At 39.7% G+C, this 17,068-nt stretch carries 16 protein-coding genes and 1 tRNA gene; 11 read left to right on the top strand and 6 right to left on the bottom strand.

Annotation, left to right across the window (positions count from 1 at the left end; genetic code table 11):
- Positions 1–22: 22 nt before the first annotated feature.
- Positions 23–1,282, bottom strand: a complete 1,260-nt coding sequence (locus ACQY1X_RS00455) for a M16 family metallopeptidase (protein ID WP_288059310.1) — start codon at positions 1,280–1,282, stop codon at positions 23–25.
- Positions 1,283–1,285: 3 nt separating this feature from the next.
- A complete protein-coding gene (locus ACQY1X_RS00450; RefSeq protein WP_042790568.1) occupies positions 1,286–2,563 on the bottom strand; it encodes a M16 family metallopeptidase in 1,278 nt (425 codons plus the stop codon).
- Between the two features lie 372 nt (positions 2,564–2,935).
- Between ACQY1X_RS00450 and ACQY1X_RS00445 the strand changes: the two genes are divergently transcribed.
- The 7 genes from ACQY1X_RS00445 (at position 2,936) to ACQY1X_RS00415 (ending at position 11,840) form a co-directional block, all read left to right on the top strand.
- Positions 2,936–3,715 (top strand): pantothenate kinase, encoded by a 780-nt coding sequence (locus ACQY1X_RS00445; protein ID WP_042790567.1) that lies wholly within the window; start codon positions 2,936–2,938, stop codon positions 3,713–3,715.
- Positions 3,716–3,785: 70 nt separating this feature from the next.
- Entirely contained in the window at positions 3,786–4,853 is a 1,068-nt protein-coding gene (locus ACQY1X_RS00440; protein ID WP_430015262.1) for an NAD-dependent epimerase/dehydratase family protein, read from the top strand.
- Between the two features lie 76 nt (positions 4,854–4,929).
- The gene (locus tag ACQY1X_RS00435; protein WP_430015261.1) at positions 4,930–6,453 is read left to right on the top strand and encodes an ArnT family glycosyltransferase; all 1,524 of its coding nucleotides are present in this window, start codon (positions 4,930–4,932) and stop codon (positions 6,451–6,453) included.
- A gap of 39 nt (positions 6,454–6,492) precedes the next feature.
- Positions 6,493–7,761, top strand: a complete 1,269-nt coding sequence (locus ACQY1X_RS00430; RefSeq protein WP_430015260.1) for a glycosyltransferase — start codon at positions 6,493–6,495, stop codon at positions 7,759–7,761.
- 30 nt (positions 7,762–7,791) lie between these two features.
- Complete coding sequence (locus ACQY1X_RS00425) at positions 7,792–8,481, top strand: class I SAM-dependent methyltransferase (protein WP_430013746.1); 690 nt, start codon at positions 7,792–7,794, stop codon at positions 8,479–8,481.
- A 58-nt stretch (positions 8,482–8,539) separates the two neighbouring features.
- The gene (locus tag ACQY1X_RS00420; RefSeq protein WP_430015259.1) at positions 8,540–9,604 is read left to right on the top strand and encodes an NAD-dependent epimerase/dehydratase family protein; all 1,065 of its coding nucleotides are present in this window, start codon (positions 8,540–8,542) and stop codon (positions 9,602–9,604) included.
- A 10-nt stretch (positions 9,605–9,614) separates the two neighbouring features.
- Positions 9,615–11,840, top strand: coding sequence for a hypothetical protein (locus ACQY1X_RS00415; RefSeq protein ID WP_430015258.1), 2,226 nt, complete (start codon positions 9,615–9,617; stop codon positions 11,838–11,840).
- A gap of 41 nt (positions 11,841–11,881) precedes the next feature.
- Here the strand turns inward: ACQY1X_RS00415 and ACQY1X_RS00410 are convergent.
- Positions 11,882–11,954 (bottom strand) — tRNA-Ala (locus ACQY1X_RS00410).
- Between the two features lie 131 nt (positions 11,955–12,085).
- On the opposite strand from ACQY1X_RS00410, the gene ACQY1X_RS00405 reads away from it, so the two are divergent.
- Entirely contained in the window at positions 12,086–12,637 is a 552-nt protein-coding gene (locus ACQY1X_RS00405) for a 1,2-dihydroxy-3-keto-5-methylthiopentene dioxygenase (protein WP_002736975.1), read from the top strand.
- Positions 12,638–12,806: 169 nt separating this feature from the next.
- Here the strand turns inward: ACQY1X_RS00405 and petG are convergent, their stop codons facing one another.
- From petG to ACQY1X_RS00390, 3 genes are all read right to left on the bottom strand, one after another.
- Positions 12,807–12,923 (bottom strand): cytochrome b6-f complex subunit V, encoded by a 117-nt coding sequence (gene petG / locus ACQY1X_RS00400; RefSeq protein ID WP_002738052.1) that lies wholly within the window; start codon positions 12,921–12,923, stop codon positions 12,807–12,809.
- 249 nt (positions 12,924–13,172) lie between these two features.
- A complete protein-coding gene (locus tag ACQY1X_RS00395; protein WP_002736827.1) occupies positions 13,173–13,658 on the bottom strand; it encodes a hypothetical protein in 486 nt (161 codons plus the stop codon).
- Positions 13,659–13,745: 87 nt separating this feature from the next.
- Positions 13,746–14,882: a metallophosphoesterase family protein gene (locus ACQY1X_RS00390; protein ID WP_430015257.1), complete on the bottom strand. Its 1,137-nt coding sequence runs from the start codon at positions 14,880–14,882 to the stop codon at positions 13,746–13,748.
- Positions 14,883–14,947: 65 nt separating this feature from the next.
- On the opposite strand from ACQY1X_RS00390, the gene trmB reads away from it, so the two are divergent.
- The 3 genes from trmB to ACQY1X_RS00375 are packed head-to-tail and all read left to right on the top strand — an operon-like array spanning position 14,948 to position 17,046.
- A complete protein-coding gene (gene trmB / locus ACQY1X_RS00385; protein WP_002777978.1) occupies positions 14,948–15,583 on the top strand; it encodes a tRNA (guanosine(46)-N7)-methyltransferase TrmB in 636 nt (211 codons plus the stop codon).
- A 34-nt stretch (positions 15,584–15,617) separates the two neighbouring features.
- On the top strand, positions 15,618–16,226 hold the full coding sequence (locus tag ACQY1X_RS00380) for a hypothetical protein (RefSeq protein ID WP_430013740.1): 609 nt from the start codon (positions 15,618–15,620) through the stop codon (positions 16,224–16,226).
- A 19-nt stretch (positions 16,227–16,245) separates the two neighbouring features.
- A complete protein-coding gene (locus ACQY1X_RS00375) occupies positions 16,246–17,046 on the top strand; it encodes a tetratricopeptide repeat protein (RefSeq protein ID WP_430013739.1) in 801 nt (266 codons plus the stop codon).
- Positions 17,047–17,068: the final 22 nt, after the last annotated feature.

The following is a 17,068-nucleotide window of genomic DNA, read 5'->3' as shown; positions in this document are numbered from 1 at the left end:
TTGTTGCTGCTTTTTGCTCTGACTAGAGAATTTCAGCGATCGCATTTTCCGGACCGACTAGAGAAATGTAAGGATTTTGAAAATATTTACTGGCTACCGATCGCGCTTGTTCGGCAGTAATCTGATTAATAGAATCCAGGAAAGTGCGATCGAATTCAATCCCCAAACCTAAGCTTTCATACCAACCGTATAATTGAGCGATTTCGGCGTTAGTTTGTTTACCGAGAGCATATTGACCCAATAACTTATTTTTAGCTGACTGTAACTCCTCCTCACTCAAAGTTACTTTATATAACCTTTCTGCTTCCTGACGCAATCCCGACAGGGCCATGGCTGTGTTTTGGGGTGCAGTTCCCATATAAATGACAAATTGGGAAGAATCGAGACGGGTGGGATAAAAAGCGGAAACATCGTAGGCTAATCCCCGTTTTTCTCGCAATTCCACGAATAAACGACTAGATAACCCATTCCCCAGATAGGTACTCAATAATTTTAAAACCGCATAATCATCCTCTTGTACAGAAGAGCCGGGGTATCCTAACATAACGATCGCCTGTTGACTAGCTTGGACGGTAGTTAAACAGGTGGGCTGAAAATCAAAAGCGGCGGGGGGTAAACTAGATAAAGGAAGATCGGGAATTGACCAACTGCCAAAAATTTCCGTCACTGCTTTTACTGCTTGCTCTAGGGTAATACGGCCAGAAAGACTAATTACCAAGTTATCGGGACGGAAAAAGCGACTATGATAGGCCTGCATATCCTCCCGTTGCAATTGAGAAACCGTTGCCTCCGTACCCAATAAAGACATACCATAGGGATGATCGGGGTACATAGCGGCGCGTAATTGATTAAAAGCTACATTAAAAGGCTGTTCCAATTGAGAGCGAATGCTTTGACGGGTGAGATTTTTCTCTAATTCAATTTCTGGGGGGGGAAAACTGGGAAAACGAATAATTTCCGCCGCTAGACGCAATATATCTAAAAAATCCTTGGTAACGGTCTTTAAACTAACCACAAAATAATCAGTCCCCGTGTCTGCACTTAAACCGGCCCCCGTGGACTCAACGCGATCAGCAATTTCTAGGGAAGATAACTTTTCTGTACCTTTGGTGAGCAGCACTGCTAAAAGACGAAATAAACCCGCTTTTTCGGTTTTTTCCCACCGAGTACCCGCATTTTTGAGAAAAATCCTCCCCGCAACCAACTCCACGGCCGTATTTTCCACCACTAAAAGAGTGATGCCATTTTCTAAGGTTAAGCGGTGAATGGGAGAAGCGGACATCGTTTATTCACAGGGTTGCATTATTGTAATAGCATATCGCTCCGGGGAGAGATACTGACGAGCCAGACGTTGTAGATCTGATGGTTGCAAACTTTGGATAACTTGGGGATAGATCGTGGCTAGGTCGGCAGCTCTCAGGGTTTGATAATATCCATAGAGTCCGGCTAATTGGCCCGGGGTTTCTGTGGAGAAAATATAATCGTTAGCTAATAACTGTTGAGTGCGGTGTAATTCTGCGGGGGTGACGGGATCATCGTGCAGATGTTGGAGATGTTCACAGATAATGCCTTCAATTGTCTCAGTTTCTGAGCTAGATAGCCAAGCACCGATGGTAAAGAGACTGGAATCTCGTTGCAGGGAAAAATTACTGTTAATATCGAGGACGATTTGCGCTTCTTCCCGCAGCTGTCGCACTAACCGCGAACAGCGTCCCCCGGCAAGAATTACCGAAATCAAGTCTAATCCAAAGGCATCTTCTAGACGATCGCATCCCGGTCCCATCCATCCCATCAAGAGACGAGAATGTTCTAGGTGGGGTAAATATACTTGGGAACGACGAATTTCGATCAGGGGGGGTTCGGCAGCCACTAGATGGGAGGGGGATTCCGAGGGGACGGGAAATTCCCGAAAAGATTGCCGGATAATTTCTAAAGCTGGTTGGGGTTCAATTCCCCCGATAATCGCCACACACATATTTTCTGGTTGATAATAGGTGCGATGGAAACAGCGCATTTGATTGGGGGTTAATTGCTCTAAACGGGGTTGATCGCCTAGAATAGAGCGTCCGTAGGGATGGTTTTGATAGATACTTCCGCAGAGGGTTTGGTAGGCAATCCAATCGGGATCATCATAACAGGCGCGTAATTCTTCTAAAACTACATCTTTTTCCCGATAGAATTCCTCATCGTCAATCTCAGCATGGAGGAGAATTTCGGCCAGATGGGGTAGGGTATGTTCAATTTGGTCAACACTGGTGGTGAGATAGAAGTGTGCATAGTCGTGACTGGTGGCAGCGTTGGTCATGCCGCCACAATTTTCGATTAAATAGTCAAAGAGTCCGGGGGGAAGTTTTTTCGTCCCCTTAAAGATCATGTGTTCGAGAAAATGGGCCATACCTAACCATGGGTCGGGTTCAGCGATCGCACCTGCTTTAACCCACACATCTACTACCACCACAGGAGTCACGGGTAAGTACTGATGAATTACGGTTAAGCCGTGATCTAATTGCCATACCTGAGCGGGAAAAGAACTCGTTTGACACTGCGCTATCGACTTGATCAATGTCCGTTAACCAGATTTTTTGTTAAATTCTATACCTAGGTTATCTTATTCTCTTGCCTGTGCAACCATTAAAAAACTTTTGTCATGATTTCTAGATAATTCCGCCAAATATCGGCCTTATCAGTGATCAGTGATCAGTGATCAGTTATCAGATGTGAGTTTTTAGTGAAGAGTAAGACAGCCTTTCTCGTAAAGGTGAGGCACAAGCTGATCTTTGCTAATCAAGTATTTCAGCTGCAAGAACGAACCTCATGTATCTGAGAAAAGCTGTAAGTGAGGAGTATTAAATAGCATTAACAGTGCTGTCTTTTCACTGATTACTGATTACTGATTACTGTTCACTGTTCACTGAAAATACTTCCTACTAACTAAATGACTGAGCAAGATACTGACTGGATAGGGTTGATGATCGGCAATTCTCGGCTACATTGGGGGTATTTTCGCGGTCAAACCCTGTTAGCTTGTCTCGATACTCCCCACCTGAGGGAACCCCCAAGTAATGAATTTTTGCAACAAATTTTCCCTAAACTCTTGACAAATAAATGTAACTGTGAATTGGTTGTCGCTTCTGTGGTTCCTAGCCAAAAAGAATTATGGGCAAATTATGACAATTTACGGATAATTACTTTAAAAGATATTCCTTTACTGGATTTATATCCGACATTCGGCATCGATCGAGCTTTAGCTGTCTTAGGTGCGGGAAAAAAACACGGATTTCCCTGTTTAGTCATCGATGCGGGAACAGCCTTAACTTTTACGGGAGTGGATGGGGATAAAAAGCTAGTGGGGGGGGCAATTTTACCCGGGTTAAAGGTGCAATTAGCCAGTTTAAGGGAACGGACGGCAGCCTTACCAGAGGTGTCCTTATCGGAAAGATTACCCCAGATGTGGGCAAAAGAAACAGCAGAAGGGATAAGAAGTGGGATAATTTATACAATTTTGGCGGGAATAGAAAAATTCAGTCGGGAATGGTTAAATTTATATCCAGAGAGCGGGATAATTTTAACGGGGGGAGATGGGGACTTAATTAGGGATTACTGGCAAGAAAAGGCCATTAAATCGCTCCTAGTAGATGAGACGATCATTTTTCAGGGAATTGCCGCAGTTAAGGGAATCTCCTCGGGTTTAATTGACAAAGGCGAACCTATCTAGTAAAGTCGGAGAAAGTTTTCTCAACTTGAGAAATTTCTGAACAACTAGGCAAAAAATTCAGGATATAGTTATGGCGATCGTTCTAGTAACCGGTTCTGCTGGTTTAATCGGTTCCGAATCAGTGAGGTTTTTTTGTGATCGGGGTTATACCGTCGTTGGAATTGATAATAATATGCGTCAGGTATTTTTTGGCGAAGACGCTTCAACGGAGTGGAATCGAGCCAAATTATCCCAAGATTACGGGGATAAATACATTCACCATGCTGTAGATATTCGCGATCATGAGGCTATTGCAGATATATTTAAAACCTATAGTCATGATATATCCTTAATTATCCACACGGCGGCGCAACCTTCCCACGATTGGGCAGCTAAGGATCCCTATATGGATTTTAGTGTCAATGCTAACGGAACTTTAGTATTATTAGAAAATACTCGTCAACACTGTCCCCAAGCAGTATTTATTTTCTGTTCCACTAATAAAGTTTACGGGGATAGACCGAATGAATTGCCTTTAGTAGAAAAAGAATTACGTTGGGAAATCTCGGAAAGTCATCCTTATTTTGCTCAAGGTATTGACGAGTTGATGAGTATTGATGCTTGTAAACATTCTTTGTTCGGTGCCTCAAAAGTGGCGGCGGATGTATTAGTACAGGAATACGGGCGTTATTTTGAGATGAAAACTGCCTCTTTTCGTGGCGGTTGTTTAACCGGTCCAAGTCATTCGGGAACCCAATTACACGGGTTTTTATCCTACTTAATGAAATGTACGATGATTGGCAAAGAATACAGTATTTATGGGTATAAGGGTAAGCAGGTACGCGATAATATTCATAGTTACGATCTGGTCAATGCTTTCTATCATTTTTATCAGACTCCGCGAGTGGCAGAAGTTTATAATATCGGTGGTAGTCGCTTTAGTAATTGTTCCATGTTAGAAGCCATTCAAGAATGTGAAGCGATTGCGGCTAAAAAGTTAAACTGGCAGTATGTGGAGACTAATCGCATTGGTGATCATATCTGGTGGATTTCTGATGTGAGTAAGTTTAAAAATCATTATCCTGATTGGCAGTTAACCTACACAGTAACAGATATTCTCAAAGAAATTTTTAGTCAAAACGTTAGCCGTTGGTTATAGTAGAGCATTAGATTACTATGTCAAAACTATCTGGGTCTGTGCGTATATGGGGTTAAAAAACTGGAGATGGTCAAATATGCTTGCTTCTAAATCATGGACTGAGAAAATATTGTTTTTAATTTTTGCAGTTTGCTTAATCCATAGTTTTTGGGGGATTAGCGGAGGCTGGAATAATCCTTTGATAGATGTCCACGCTTTTCGTCAAACTCAAACGGCCATCTCGGTTTTTTATTTACTCAAAGGTAGTCCTTGGTTAGCCTATGAAACCCCTGTTTTAGGAGTGCCTTGGTCAATTCCAATGGAGTTTCCGCTCTATCAAGGAATAGTTGCAATTTTAGTTAAGATTTTTCAGACTCCCATTGACCAAACTGGTAGATTTGTGAGTGCTTTTTTCTTTTATTTAAGTTTGATTCCTATATATGTAATCCTATCTTATTTACAAGTAGCAAGAGCTTTCCGTTGGCTGTTTTTGAGTTTATTTTTAGCCAGTCCTCTTTATCTGTTTTGGGCGCGAACATTCATGATTGAATCAACCGCCCTATTTTTCTCTTTAGCTTACCTGGCCTGTATTGCTGTTTATTTTCGCTATAAATCGCCAATTATTGCCTTATTAGCCTGTCTTTTTGGAATCGCTGCCAGTCTGACTAAAGTAACGACTATGGCTGGATTTTTAATTTTAGCTTGTGTCTGGATAGGTATTAATTGGGTTAAGAAAGACTCATCTCGTAACTTAGCGAGAGATTTATTGATACCGGTCGTTGTTTTTATAATCATACCCTTCCTTATAGCCAAAATTTGGGTTAACTTTACCGATGCCCAAAAGCTACTCAATCCCATGGCAGCAGATTTTATCACCTCGAAAGCTTTGAGAGATTGGAACTTTGGAACTATCGCTCAAAAATTATCTCGGTCACAGTGGAGAAATTATCTAACTAGGACTCTAAATGACGTTTTTGGCGGATTGATAATCAGCGTTATGGCTTTAGTAATATTACCAATTTTCACCTCAAAAAAGTTACTAAGTTATGGCTTAAGTTTACTATTTATATTGACAGTTGCCATTTTTACCAATTTGCATTTTGTTCATAACTATTATCCCTATGCTAATGCTATCTTTCTCCTCGGTGCTTCTGGATTTACCATCATGGGATTAATAGAAAAAAAACGGAAAATTTGGCAGTCTGTAGGCTGGTTTTTCCTCGCTTTGATTTTGTTATCACAACTGCAATTTTACCGAGCTTTCTGGTATCCGATAAAATTGCATGGTGACAGTTACTTAGAAATTGCCTCTCAAGTCCAAACTGTTACTTCTCCTGAAGGTGTTTTGTTAATCTACGGAGATTATTGGAGTTCATTGATACCTTACTATAGTCAACGTCGTGCCTTAATGATTCATAATCAAGCAAGTGAGGAAGAATCAAAAAATGCTCTCTATAAGTTATCAAGAGCTAATTATCAAGTTGAGGCGATAGTTTTTTGCCGCAAAACAAGAGAAAACCGAGAAGATAAAAAATATTTAAATAGCCTGTATAATCCTAATAACAAGCCCGTTTTTTCTAACAAACGTTGTGATACATACACAACAAGACACGGTAAATAAGAGATAATTATCTGTAATTTATATTGAGTTGAGTTCCTTATGTTAACTAAAATCTACAATAATAAAATTTTTCGATTTCTCATTGCTGGGGGAGTGGCATTTTTAATCAACTTATTCTTCATTTATTGGTTCATTGACGACTTAGGATTTAATACCCCATTTCTCAAGAATGTTGCTAATGTTATTTCGATAGAAATATCTTTAATTGCTAGTTTCTTTATCTATAGAATCTGGGTGTGGACTGGGGGAGATTGGACAATTAGAGATGTGATTTTGATACAACTTCCTCTCTATCATCTCTCGGCAGGTTTAGCAGTTTTACTGCGAGTTTTTTTGGTATTTCCATTCTTAAACTGGCTAGGAGTTAGCCCCGGAGTCAACACAATGATTGGGGTTTTACTGGGAGCTAGTATTAATTATGTTGCCAGTGATAGCCTAATTTTTAAACCTAAGAATAAGACTAATGAGACAGAAATGTACTATCCCGAAGGATTAGCACCAGCTTTCGAGATGGACGGTTACTCTCACCCACGTCAATCAAGGGATAACTATGCAGTAAAAACCTTATCAATAGTTATTCCTGCTTACAACGAAGAAGATTGCATCGAAAGCACAACTCACTTAATATCTGAACGTTTAGAACGGGATAAAATTAATTATGAAATCCTGGTGGTTAATGACAATAGCAAAGATAACACCGAAGCAGTTCTGAAAAAAATCAACCAAGAAAATCCCCGCATTCTCTACATCAATAATTATTATCCTAACGGGTTTGGTTTTGCGGTGCGCTGTGGATTAGAAAATTTTAGCGGTGATGCAGTGGCAGTAGTAATGGCAGATAATTCCGACTCTCCCGATAACATGGTGGACTATTATTATAAACTCCAAGAAGGCTACGATTGCGTTTTTGGTTCTCGTTTTATCAAAGGAGGAAAAGTTATTGATTATCCCATACACAAGTTATTCGTTAATCGTTTGGCCAATCTATTCATTCAAGTTTTATTTGGGCTAAAATTTAATGATACCACTAATGCCTTTAAAATCTATCGGAAGGAGGTTATCGAAGGAATATCACCTCTACTGTCTCACCATTTTAACTTAACAGTAGAGATGCCCTTAAAAGCAATCGTGCGAGGATATTCCTACACGACAATTCCCATCACTTGGCGCAATCGTACCACGGGGATTTCCAAGTTAAAACTCAAGGAAATGGGTAGTCGTTATTTATTTATAGTTCTCTCTATCTGGTTAGAAAAATACCTTTCTAGAGGCGACTATAAGCGCAAACCTGTCCAAAAAATCAGATAAAAGTAACCAATAAATTCAGAGGTTAAAACCATGTTAGACGAGCAAGTAACCCGACAAATGGAATACTTAAAGAAACTTTACGAAAGTCGCTTTAATCCTCAAGAAAGAAAAGCAAAATTAGCTCTTTGGAAAGTTTTGGTTAATAATTTTTTACAAAATTATGTTACTGTCAATGATACAGTTTTAGATATTGGTGGAGGTTACTGTGAATTTATTAATCAAATTCGTTCTAAAAATAAATACTTAATCGATCTTAATTCTGATGCAAAAGTTTTTGCTAATCCTGATGTAACGGTATTGAATCTCAATATTCTCAGTATTAATGAGCAGCAAAAACTTGATATAAGATTTGATAAAATTTTTATCTCCAACTTTTTCGAGCATTTAAATAGTGCGGAAGAATTAATCGAAGTTTTGGGATTTTGTTATGACATTTTAACACCGGGCGGATCACTTCTAGTGATTCAACCTAATTTTAAGTATTCTTATAAAGAATACTATGATTTTATTGATCATAAACTACCAATAACTCACCTTTCTTTAAAGGAGTTATTGGAAACAATTGGTTTTAGAATCGATACTTTAATTCCTCGTTTTCTACCATTTTCTACGAAAGGAAGACCCGCTTCACCTACCTTACTCAAAATTTATTTAAAATTCCCTATTTTCTGGAATTTCTTGGGTGGGCAGCTATTTGTCAAAGCCACCAAACCTAGATAATTACTGACAATACAGTGATTCAAAGTAACCGACAAATACTAATCAAGATTGTACAATTATGACTAGACAAGTGTTAATTACTGGTGGTGCGGGTTTTGTAGGTAGTTCTTTAGGTTTAGGATTAGCCCAACGTTATCCCGATTGGAAAATTATCGCCTTAGATAACTTAAAACGTCGCGGTTCCGAGTTAAATATTCCCCGTCTCAAACAAGCAGGAATTGAATTTGTTCATGGAGATGTCAGAAATGCGGAAGACTTAGAAGCATCCGCTTTGCCAGTGGATTTAATCCTAGAATGTTCGGCAGAACCTTCGGTTTTAGCTGGTTATAATTCCCCCGGCTACGTTTTGCAAACTAACTTAATTGGAACGATTAACTGTTTAGAATTAGCTAGACAAACCCAAGCAGATTTTATTTTTCTCTCCACCAGCAGAGTTTATCCCATTGCCTATCTTAATCAATTAAACTATACAGAAACAGATACTCGTTTTCAGTTATCTGAACAGCAAAATTTACCCGGGGTTTCTGCTTTTGGTATTAGTGAACAATTTCCCCTAGATTTGCCCCGTTCTCTCTACGGTTCCACTAAGTTAGCATCGGAATTGATTATTAATGAATATGGGGATGCCTACGGATTAAGAACTTTAATTAATCGCTGTGGAGTTTTAACTGGTCCTTGGCAAATGGGAAAAGTTGATCAGGGAGTTTTTGCCCTTTGGGTGGCTAATCATTACTTTCAGAAGTCCTTAAAATACATCGGTTATGGGGGTACGGGGAAACAGGTTAGAGATTTTCTTCATGTAGCTGATTTACTTGATTTAATCGATATTCAGATTGCTAATTTAGAACAATTCAAAGGGCAGACTTTTAATGTGGGGGGTGGGCAAGATTTTTCTTTGTCTCTTTACGAAACCACCAAACTATGTCAAGAAATCACGGGCAATAGTATAATGATTGAGGCAATTCCCGAAAATCGCACCGGAGATATGCCAATTTTTATCACTGATTCTCGCAAAATCAGTTCTATAACTGGATGGCAACCCCAGCGAGACGGTAGAAAATTAATCCAAGATATTTTTGATTGGATTTATAATCACGAGAAGGAATTAAAAGGAATTTTTTAACTCAAAAATTATGCAGAAAAAATCTCTCGATTCACCTGTATTAGTCAAAGGAATACTAATTATCATTACTGCCTACTTTTTTCTGGCAAATTTGCCTATTATTGATTGGCTAGAAATTGGTTTAGATCCTTCTTGGGCTTTTGCTATTAGTGATGCTGCCCATAAACAGTTAATTTTTGGTCAAGATATTATCTTCACCTATGGACCCCTAGGCTATCTGATTCATGGCACATCTTTAAATTACAACTTTTCCCAAATTATCTATTTTCGCTGGTTGATACACCTTTGTCTATTAGCGGTGGTTATTCTCAGATTATTATTTATTAAAAGCTATAGCAATCAAATAGTTTTTGTGCTGTCAATTATTTTTGCTACTCTAGTAGGAAATCCCTACAACAGTGTCGGCTTTACTGTTGATTATCAGATAATATTTATCCTCCTGATACTCATGTCTTTTGATAACTTTTTTCAAAAGTATATCAATTATTTAGCTATGGCTATTGGCATAATCACTGGGTTCTCTATACTCACGAAACTAACTCTAGGAATTTATCTAGCAGGCAGCCTGTTTATCTACATAATCGTTAATATTGTTCGGGGATATTTTCAGAAGTCACCATCGATAGTTATAAAAAATGTTCTCGCTGGTATTAACTTAACTTTAACCATTCCTTCCATTGCCTTTATTTTTCTCTATCCAGCTGCCTCTAACCGAGCCTTTATTCACATTATAGTTAATTTTTGCATTGCCGGAGGAGTGGCTTTAACTCTCTGGTTTATCGTCAGATCTGCCCGCCCATCGGCACCCCCCTTATTAAGAGAGGCAAGGGGTATCAAAGGCAGAATCTATCTTCTATTTAATCATAACCACTTACTTAACTTCTTACCTCTGTTAGTATTTTATGGGCTTTATGGGTTACTTCTTATCCAAACAATTAATCTAGATAATTTTCCCTCTCTCATGGAATATTTGAGCAATTCTTGGCAAATTTCTTCTGGTTATTCCAGTGCGATGAGTATTGTAGGAAATTACCCGCGTTTACTAATTGCTTTGCTCTGCTTTGCCTTAAGTTTGCTTTTAATGTCTCTGGCAATTATAGACCAAAAAATTAGTCTGGCTATTGCCTATATTTTTCCCATATTTTTATCATTTAAGCATGGATTTGTTCGGCAAGATGCTCACGTTGTTGTTTTTACACTTGTGGTTATTCTCTTAGCTTCTCTCTATACAACAATTATTAAAAAATCTCGGTTTAAGAAAATTGCTTATTGTGCTTGGGGAATAATTTTTTTGGGATGTATTATTATCACCTCTAGTCCTAATTGGACTATATTGGAAAATGCTCGCCAGTGGAGTAATTTCAGTCCCGATAGGGTGGCTAATAATATTGGGGTTGTCATTTCCTCTATCCTTAATCCCAGAGAATTAGAAATGCGAGGTGAAAGGAGTACAACTCAAAATTTACAAGTCATTGCTACCGCTACCAAAATACCCGATTCTGTGCTGGAAAAAGTGCAAGGCAAAACTATTGATATAATTCCCTGGGAATTTTCACTTATTCCGGGCAATCAGCTTAATTGGAAACCGCGGCCGATTATTCAATCTTATGGTGCTTATACAGAAAAACTGGATGAACTAAATTATCAAAGCTTATCTCAATCTCCCAGAGATTATCTGATTTATCACTTTCAAGCTATTGATGGCAGACATCCTTTTTTTGATGAACCTAAAGCCTTTTCCTATGTGGTTTGTAATTATCAACTTGACTCGGTAAATTCGCCCTTCCAAGTCCCCGCAATCAAAACCAACTTTTATCTTCTAGAAAAACAAAAAGTCAGTCGTTGCATTCCAACCCCTCTAGGAGAGACTACTAATGTTACTTGGGATCAAGTCTATGAATTACCTACTCGTAATAGTGGGATTACTCGTGTTCAAGTTAAATTTGAATATTCTTGGTTCGGTAAAATAATCAAAAAAATATTTAGAATCCCTCCCGTGATAATTAACGTTAATTATCTCGATGGAACTCAAGCCAATTTTCGCTTTGTTCAAGATAATTCAGCTAATGGAGTTATCCTTAGTCATTTACCGAGAAATGATCAGGAATTAATGGCATTTTTTCAAGGAAAATTACCACCACAAGTCAAATCTTTTAGCTTTTCTGTCAGTAATCCTCTGCTATTCTCCCCAGAAATAAAAGTAACGCCTTTTTGGGAAGTTGAGACTGGTTCGTAATCTTTCTTGAACCTTGAAAAGCGGTTAATATCTCTGGAAAATGGAGAATAGGGAACTCGAATCCCTGACCTCTGCGGTGCGATCGCAGCGCTCTACCAACTGAGCTAATTCCCCAGATATAGACCATAATAGCATTTTTGAGCAGAAAATCCTAGGAACTGGCAAGGGCTCGAGGGGTAAAAAATCGAGCGGCTTGCCTCTGGAAAACTTTAAAATGAAAAAAGTAATCTTGAGGATGATAACCAATGGCGATACTACGCTTAGAGAATGGGACAACCTATACCCAGTTAGCCGATATTAGTCTGGAATTGGCCAAATTAAATGTTACTTTAAACTATTGGCCGATCGAAAACGAGGCCACCCGTCAGCTACTTAAGCAAGCTTCTCTGACTGACGAAGAAAAAGAAATAGTTTTAACCAGCTTAGACGGTTATTTTGAGCAACTAAAGCAAGAAGCGGGTTATCAAGCTAGAGATTTAATCGTTTTACACCCTGAAATTCCCAATCTCGACACTTTACTGGCCAAATTCGAGCGCTGTCACACCCACGCTGACGATGAGGTGCGTTATATCATTGATGGGGAGGGGGTTTTTGGCTTCGTCTTTCCCGATGGTTCTCAGGGGGAATTAACTATTCAACCTCAAGAATACATCAATGTTCCCGCCCATAGCGAACACTGGTTTCACCTCACTGCCAGTAAACGAGTTAAAGCAGTGCGTTACTTCACCACTACCGCCGGATGGGTTCCCGAATACACGGAAACCGTTATTCGTTTTCCTAGTTTAACAGCCGTGTAGCTCTTGGTTTTAGGCGATCGCTCTCCCAGTAAGACAGATAAGTTTTGCGGGGATGGCAACGCTGGCAGCCACAATCTGTTAAGCGGCAAATTTGTCCTGTTGAAAATCTCCCGTCTAGTGCCTAGCTTGACGGGAGATTTTCTCAATTCGGGGGATTGGCGTGATAGATTTAGTCTAAGCCGAATTGATTGCCCCGTTTGTACTGTAAATAGGCGGCAACGAACAAACCCGCTAGGGTAATGGGAATTAAGCCTAGGACAATCCCTAGCACTAAAGGTTCAATCACGTCTGTACTCCTTGGATTAGCAATTTTTCACCCGTATTTTATCCTAGCAGGGGTTGCCCGCGAAAGATAGGGCGATCGTACATACTTCTTAAGTGGGGTGTGGGGTGTATTTTCAGTGAACAGTGAACAGTAATCAGTAATCAGTGAACTGAAAACTCAGATCTGATAACTGATTCAAGACTGTCTCCTGTCTCGGAGTCTCCCGACTCCCCAAAAGGAAAACTTCACTATTAAGATAACTGCTCTACTCTAGGAGCGATCGAGAAAAAATTTTCTCAATTTGCCTTTACCCCAATAGCGATCGATTTCTTGCCAGAGATTGTGGAGACAAAAAACCACTGCCAGACAGAGAGTAACCGCAAGGATTTGAGAGAAACTTTCCCTTTGCCAAAATTTGGCCATTGCCTCCGAAATCACCCGCGTTACCCGATAAGCTTCCAGAAAACCCTCGATCGAGCCGAGAATCAGTGCTGCTAGGGTATAAACAAAGGTTCGATACAGAACACTAACGTAACGGGGACGATTTTCTAACCATTCTAGCTTCATGGCTGCGTCGAGAATGGCCACGGTTTTTGCGGCAATGATCGCTCCTACGATCGCTTTACCCAACACGTAGGTGGTAATCGAATACTCTTCCAGAAATAATTTCATGATCAGAAGAATATAACCGAAAGCCAAGAAAAAAAAGAGGGCAAGAGAACCGATTTTTTTTAATTCCTTTTTAAGTGCTTCCATTTATTTTTATTGATTTTTTTTGATATTTTCTGCCAAGATAGCGGCCGCGTACCATAACTATAAGCTATAGTTAATTATTTGTTGCAGCTATTCTCCCATCTCCGGCAGAAAGTTTGAGCGCTGATAACTGAACTGATGCTTGAAACTAATTACGGCTTGATTGTCGATAAAATGAGGATTACCGAGGGGATCGATGGCACTGAAAGCGTAGAAATAACGGCGTGCTAGGGGCGGAAAATCGCTAAAATCGAAGATTGTGTCACCTTGGGCCACATCTGCCCAAAAATTGCGTAATTTCGGGGCTAATTCCTCCGCTAGACTCACGGGAAGATTGAGGGGATGACAGGTTAATAAACGCATCATAAAAGGATAAGAGCGATCGCCTAACCATTGCCGAGAAATAGCGGGTAAATTCTCCCATCCGGGTATATTTTGCAGATGAAAAGATTCTATGGCTAATTCAACCGTGTTTTCGCAATATTCTAGCACCCGGTAGGGATGGGGATAACTGACGAGGGAACCGGTGGTAATTTCATAGATACCTCTAGTAAAAGCCAGATCCTGCACGTGGAGATGGCCAGTAATCAACAATTTTACGCCGTTTTCCTCTAGTATATCGAGCAGTTCTCCCGCATTAGCCAACATATAGCGTTTACCTAATTCATGATTGCTTTGTCCGGGTAAATGCTCGATAACATTATGATGGATCATCACCATCACTAGATCGTTTTTTAGCGCTGGTAAAATCTGTTTTAACCAATGCAATTGTTCTGCATCTAAACTGCCAATTTGTTTACCTTGCTCATCAAATTGATTAGAATTAAGACCGATTAATTGCACTCCGGGTAAAATTTCTTTTTGGTAGTATATTTGTTCTGGATCGCTGTAACCAAATTGTTGATAATAAAAGGGAAAATCTCCTAAACCGATCTGGTTTTCTGTTGCGGTTAAACTCAAAACATCATGATTACCCGGCACCACATAGACGGGAAAGGGTAAAGTGGCTAAACAATCGGCTAACCAACGATGATTTTCTGGTTCACCATCTTGGGTTAAATCGCCAGCAATCAGCAGAAAATCGAGGTTAAGGGTGATCAGATGGTCTAAAACAATTTTTAAAGCGGGAATACTCACTTCCACCAGATGAAAGCGATTAGAATGGTTCAAAATGGTTGTGGGTAAAGCGATATGAGGATCGCTGAGAATGGCGAAACGGAAATTCATCGCACGCAATTGGGCTAAATATCGGTAAACTAGATCGATCGAGGAGAAATGAGGAGAAAATATCTTTGGCTAAAGTTCGCGTTCGTCAGCACGTCAATCCCTTAAGTCATAAATATCGCCATCCGATCGCTCCCCCCGATTGGAATCAAGTTTATCAGGATATGACGCAACCTCTCCATCTTGATATTGGTTGTGCGCGGGGTAAATTTTTGTTACAAATGGCCCAAGTATATCCAGAAATTAATTTTTTGGGGATTGAAATTCGTCAACCTTTGGTAATTGAAGCGAATCAGGAACGGGAAAGGTTAGGATTAAAAAATCTCGCTTTTGTTTTTGGCAATATGAATGTTACCCCAGAAATTTTACTGCAATCTTTGCCCGTAGATAAGTTATTTCGGGTGTCGATTCAATTTCCCGATCCTTGGTTTAAACAGCGTCACAGTAAGCGTCGGGTTGTGCAGCCGGAATTAGTCATAGCTTTGGCTAAATATATGGTATCTGGAGGCTGGGTTTTTTTACAGTCGGATGTGGAATCGATCGCCCTGGAAATGACGGAGAGATTTCAAGCACATCCCCATTTTGTTCGGCAACATCAAACCCCCTGGTTAGCGGAAAATATTTTCCCCATAGCGACGGAGAGAGAAAAGTCCACTTATAATAAAGGTCAACCGGTTTATCGATCACTTTTTCGAGTTCGGTAGCTTCAGCTAAAATATCTTGGCACTGTCTGAAATCATGGTTATAAATCTCGACTCACCCCTAATACTTGAGGAGAATAATCGCCCTCCTGTATCTCAATTGTTAGAATTTCTCTTAGCAACAGAAAAAAACAATAAAAAAACTAAAGAAAATCTTACTTTTGAGGCTTTAGTCGGTACTTGGCGATTATACTTGATCACGGGAACTCAAAAAGCGAAAAAGAGAGCGGGGATTGTTTTGGGTAAGGGTCGCTATCTACCATCCTGGTTAAAAATTACCATCTCTTACCAAAGAAATGAGAGTTTAGAACCGGGAGAATTTATCTCTGGAAGCGTCAGCAATCAGATAGTTTTAGGGGCAGTAAAACTATCCGTAAGCGGTCCGGTTAAGTTTTTTCCTAAAACCCGTCTTCTCGCCTTTGATTTTACCCGGCTCAACTTAACCCTATTTAATCGCTCTCTCTATTCAGGTTTTATTAGAAATGGCCAGGTAAGCGAAGCTAATTTTTATCAGGAAAGCATCAAAAAACAGGCATTTTTTGCCTATTTTATGATCACAGAAACAATGATAGCAGCCCGGGGACGAGGGGGAGGATTAGCCCTTTGGGTAAAAGAGGTAAGTGAGACAAAACTAGCTGAAAAATAAGTTATTAGAGGAGAAATAGATGGGATATTCTATCGAGGTAGATGGGACAAATTTTGACAGTGAAGTGATCGAGAAGTCCTATATAAATACAGTGATTTTAGACTTTTATGCCCTGTGGTGTGGACCCTGTAAATTGGTAAAACCGATGCTGGAAAAACTGGCAAGTGAATATAATTTTATCCTGGCAAAAATAGATATAGATAAAAGTCCCGAATTGGCCGAACAATACGATGTAGAAGGAGTTCCAGATGTGCGAATTGTCAGCAAGGGAGAAGTGTTACCCTGTTTTGTCGGTGCTTTGCCAGAAGAACAAATTAGAGACTTATTTTCCCGTCTCGATTTACAATCGGAATTAGAAACAGGATTAGCAGAAATCAAAGAAGCGATCGCCCTCGATAATTTGCCCGCAGCTAAACAATTATTTGATCGTCTTTTCCCTAAATATCCCAACGAACCGCGATTAATTATTATGGCGGTAAAATTTCTCATGCGTCTGGAAAAATGGTCAGATGCCTATCGATTAATCAGTGCTATTAAAGAGGAAAATCCTGTTATCAAAGGTTGGAAAACTCTCCTAGAATTTCAACAGTTAAAACCAGAAAATAATCCCCTCGATCCGATATTTTTTACTGGGATTAATTTCGCTTTAAAAGAAGATTATGCCGCCGCTTTAGATAAACTGATCAGTCTGGTGGAAGAAAGTAGAAAATATCGTCAGGATGGGGCAAGAAAAGCCATGTTAGCCATATTTCAGATTTTGGGAGTTAGTCATCCCCTCACCCAAGAATACCAAGCAAAGTTAACATTTCTGCTCTACTAAGTAGGGTTTGCGGCAAAAAGTT

Source organism: Microcystis protocystis FBCC-A270 (assembly GCF_050500235.1).
Taxonomy (GTDB): domain Bacteria; phylum Cyanobacteriota; class Cyanobacteriia; order Cyanobacteriales; family Microcystaceae; genus Microcystis; species Microcystis ichthyoblabe_A.
The sequence above is the reverse complement of the archived record's forward strand: the minus strand, read 5'-3'. Positions and strand labels throughout refer to the sequence as shown.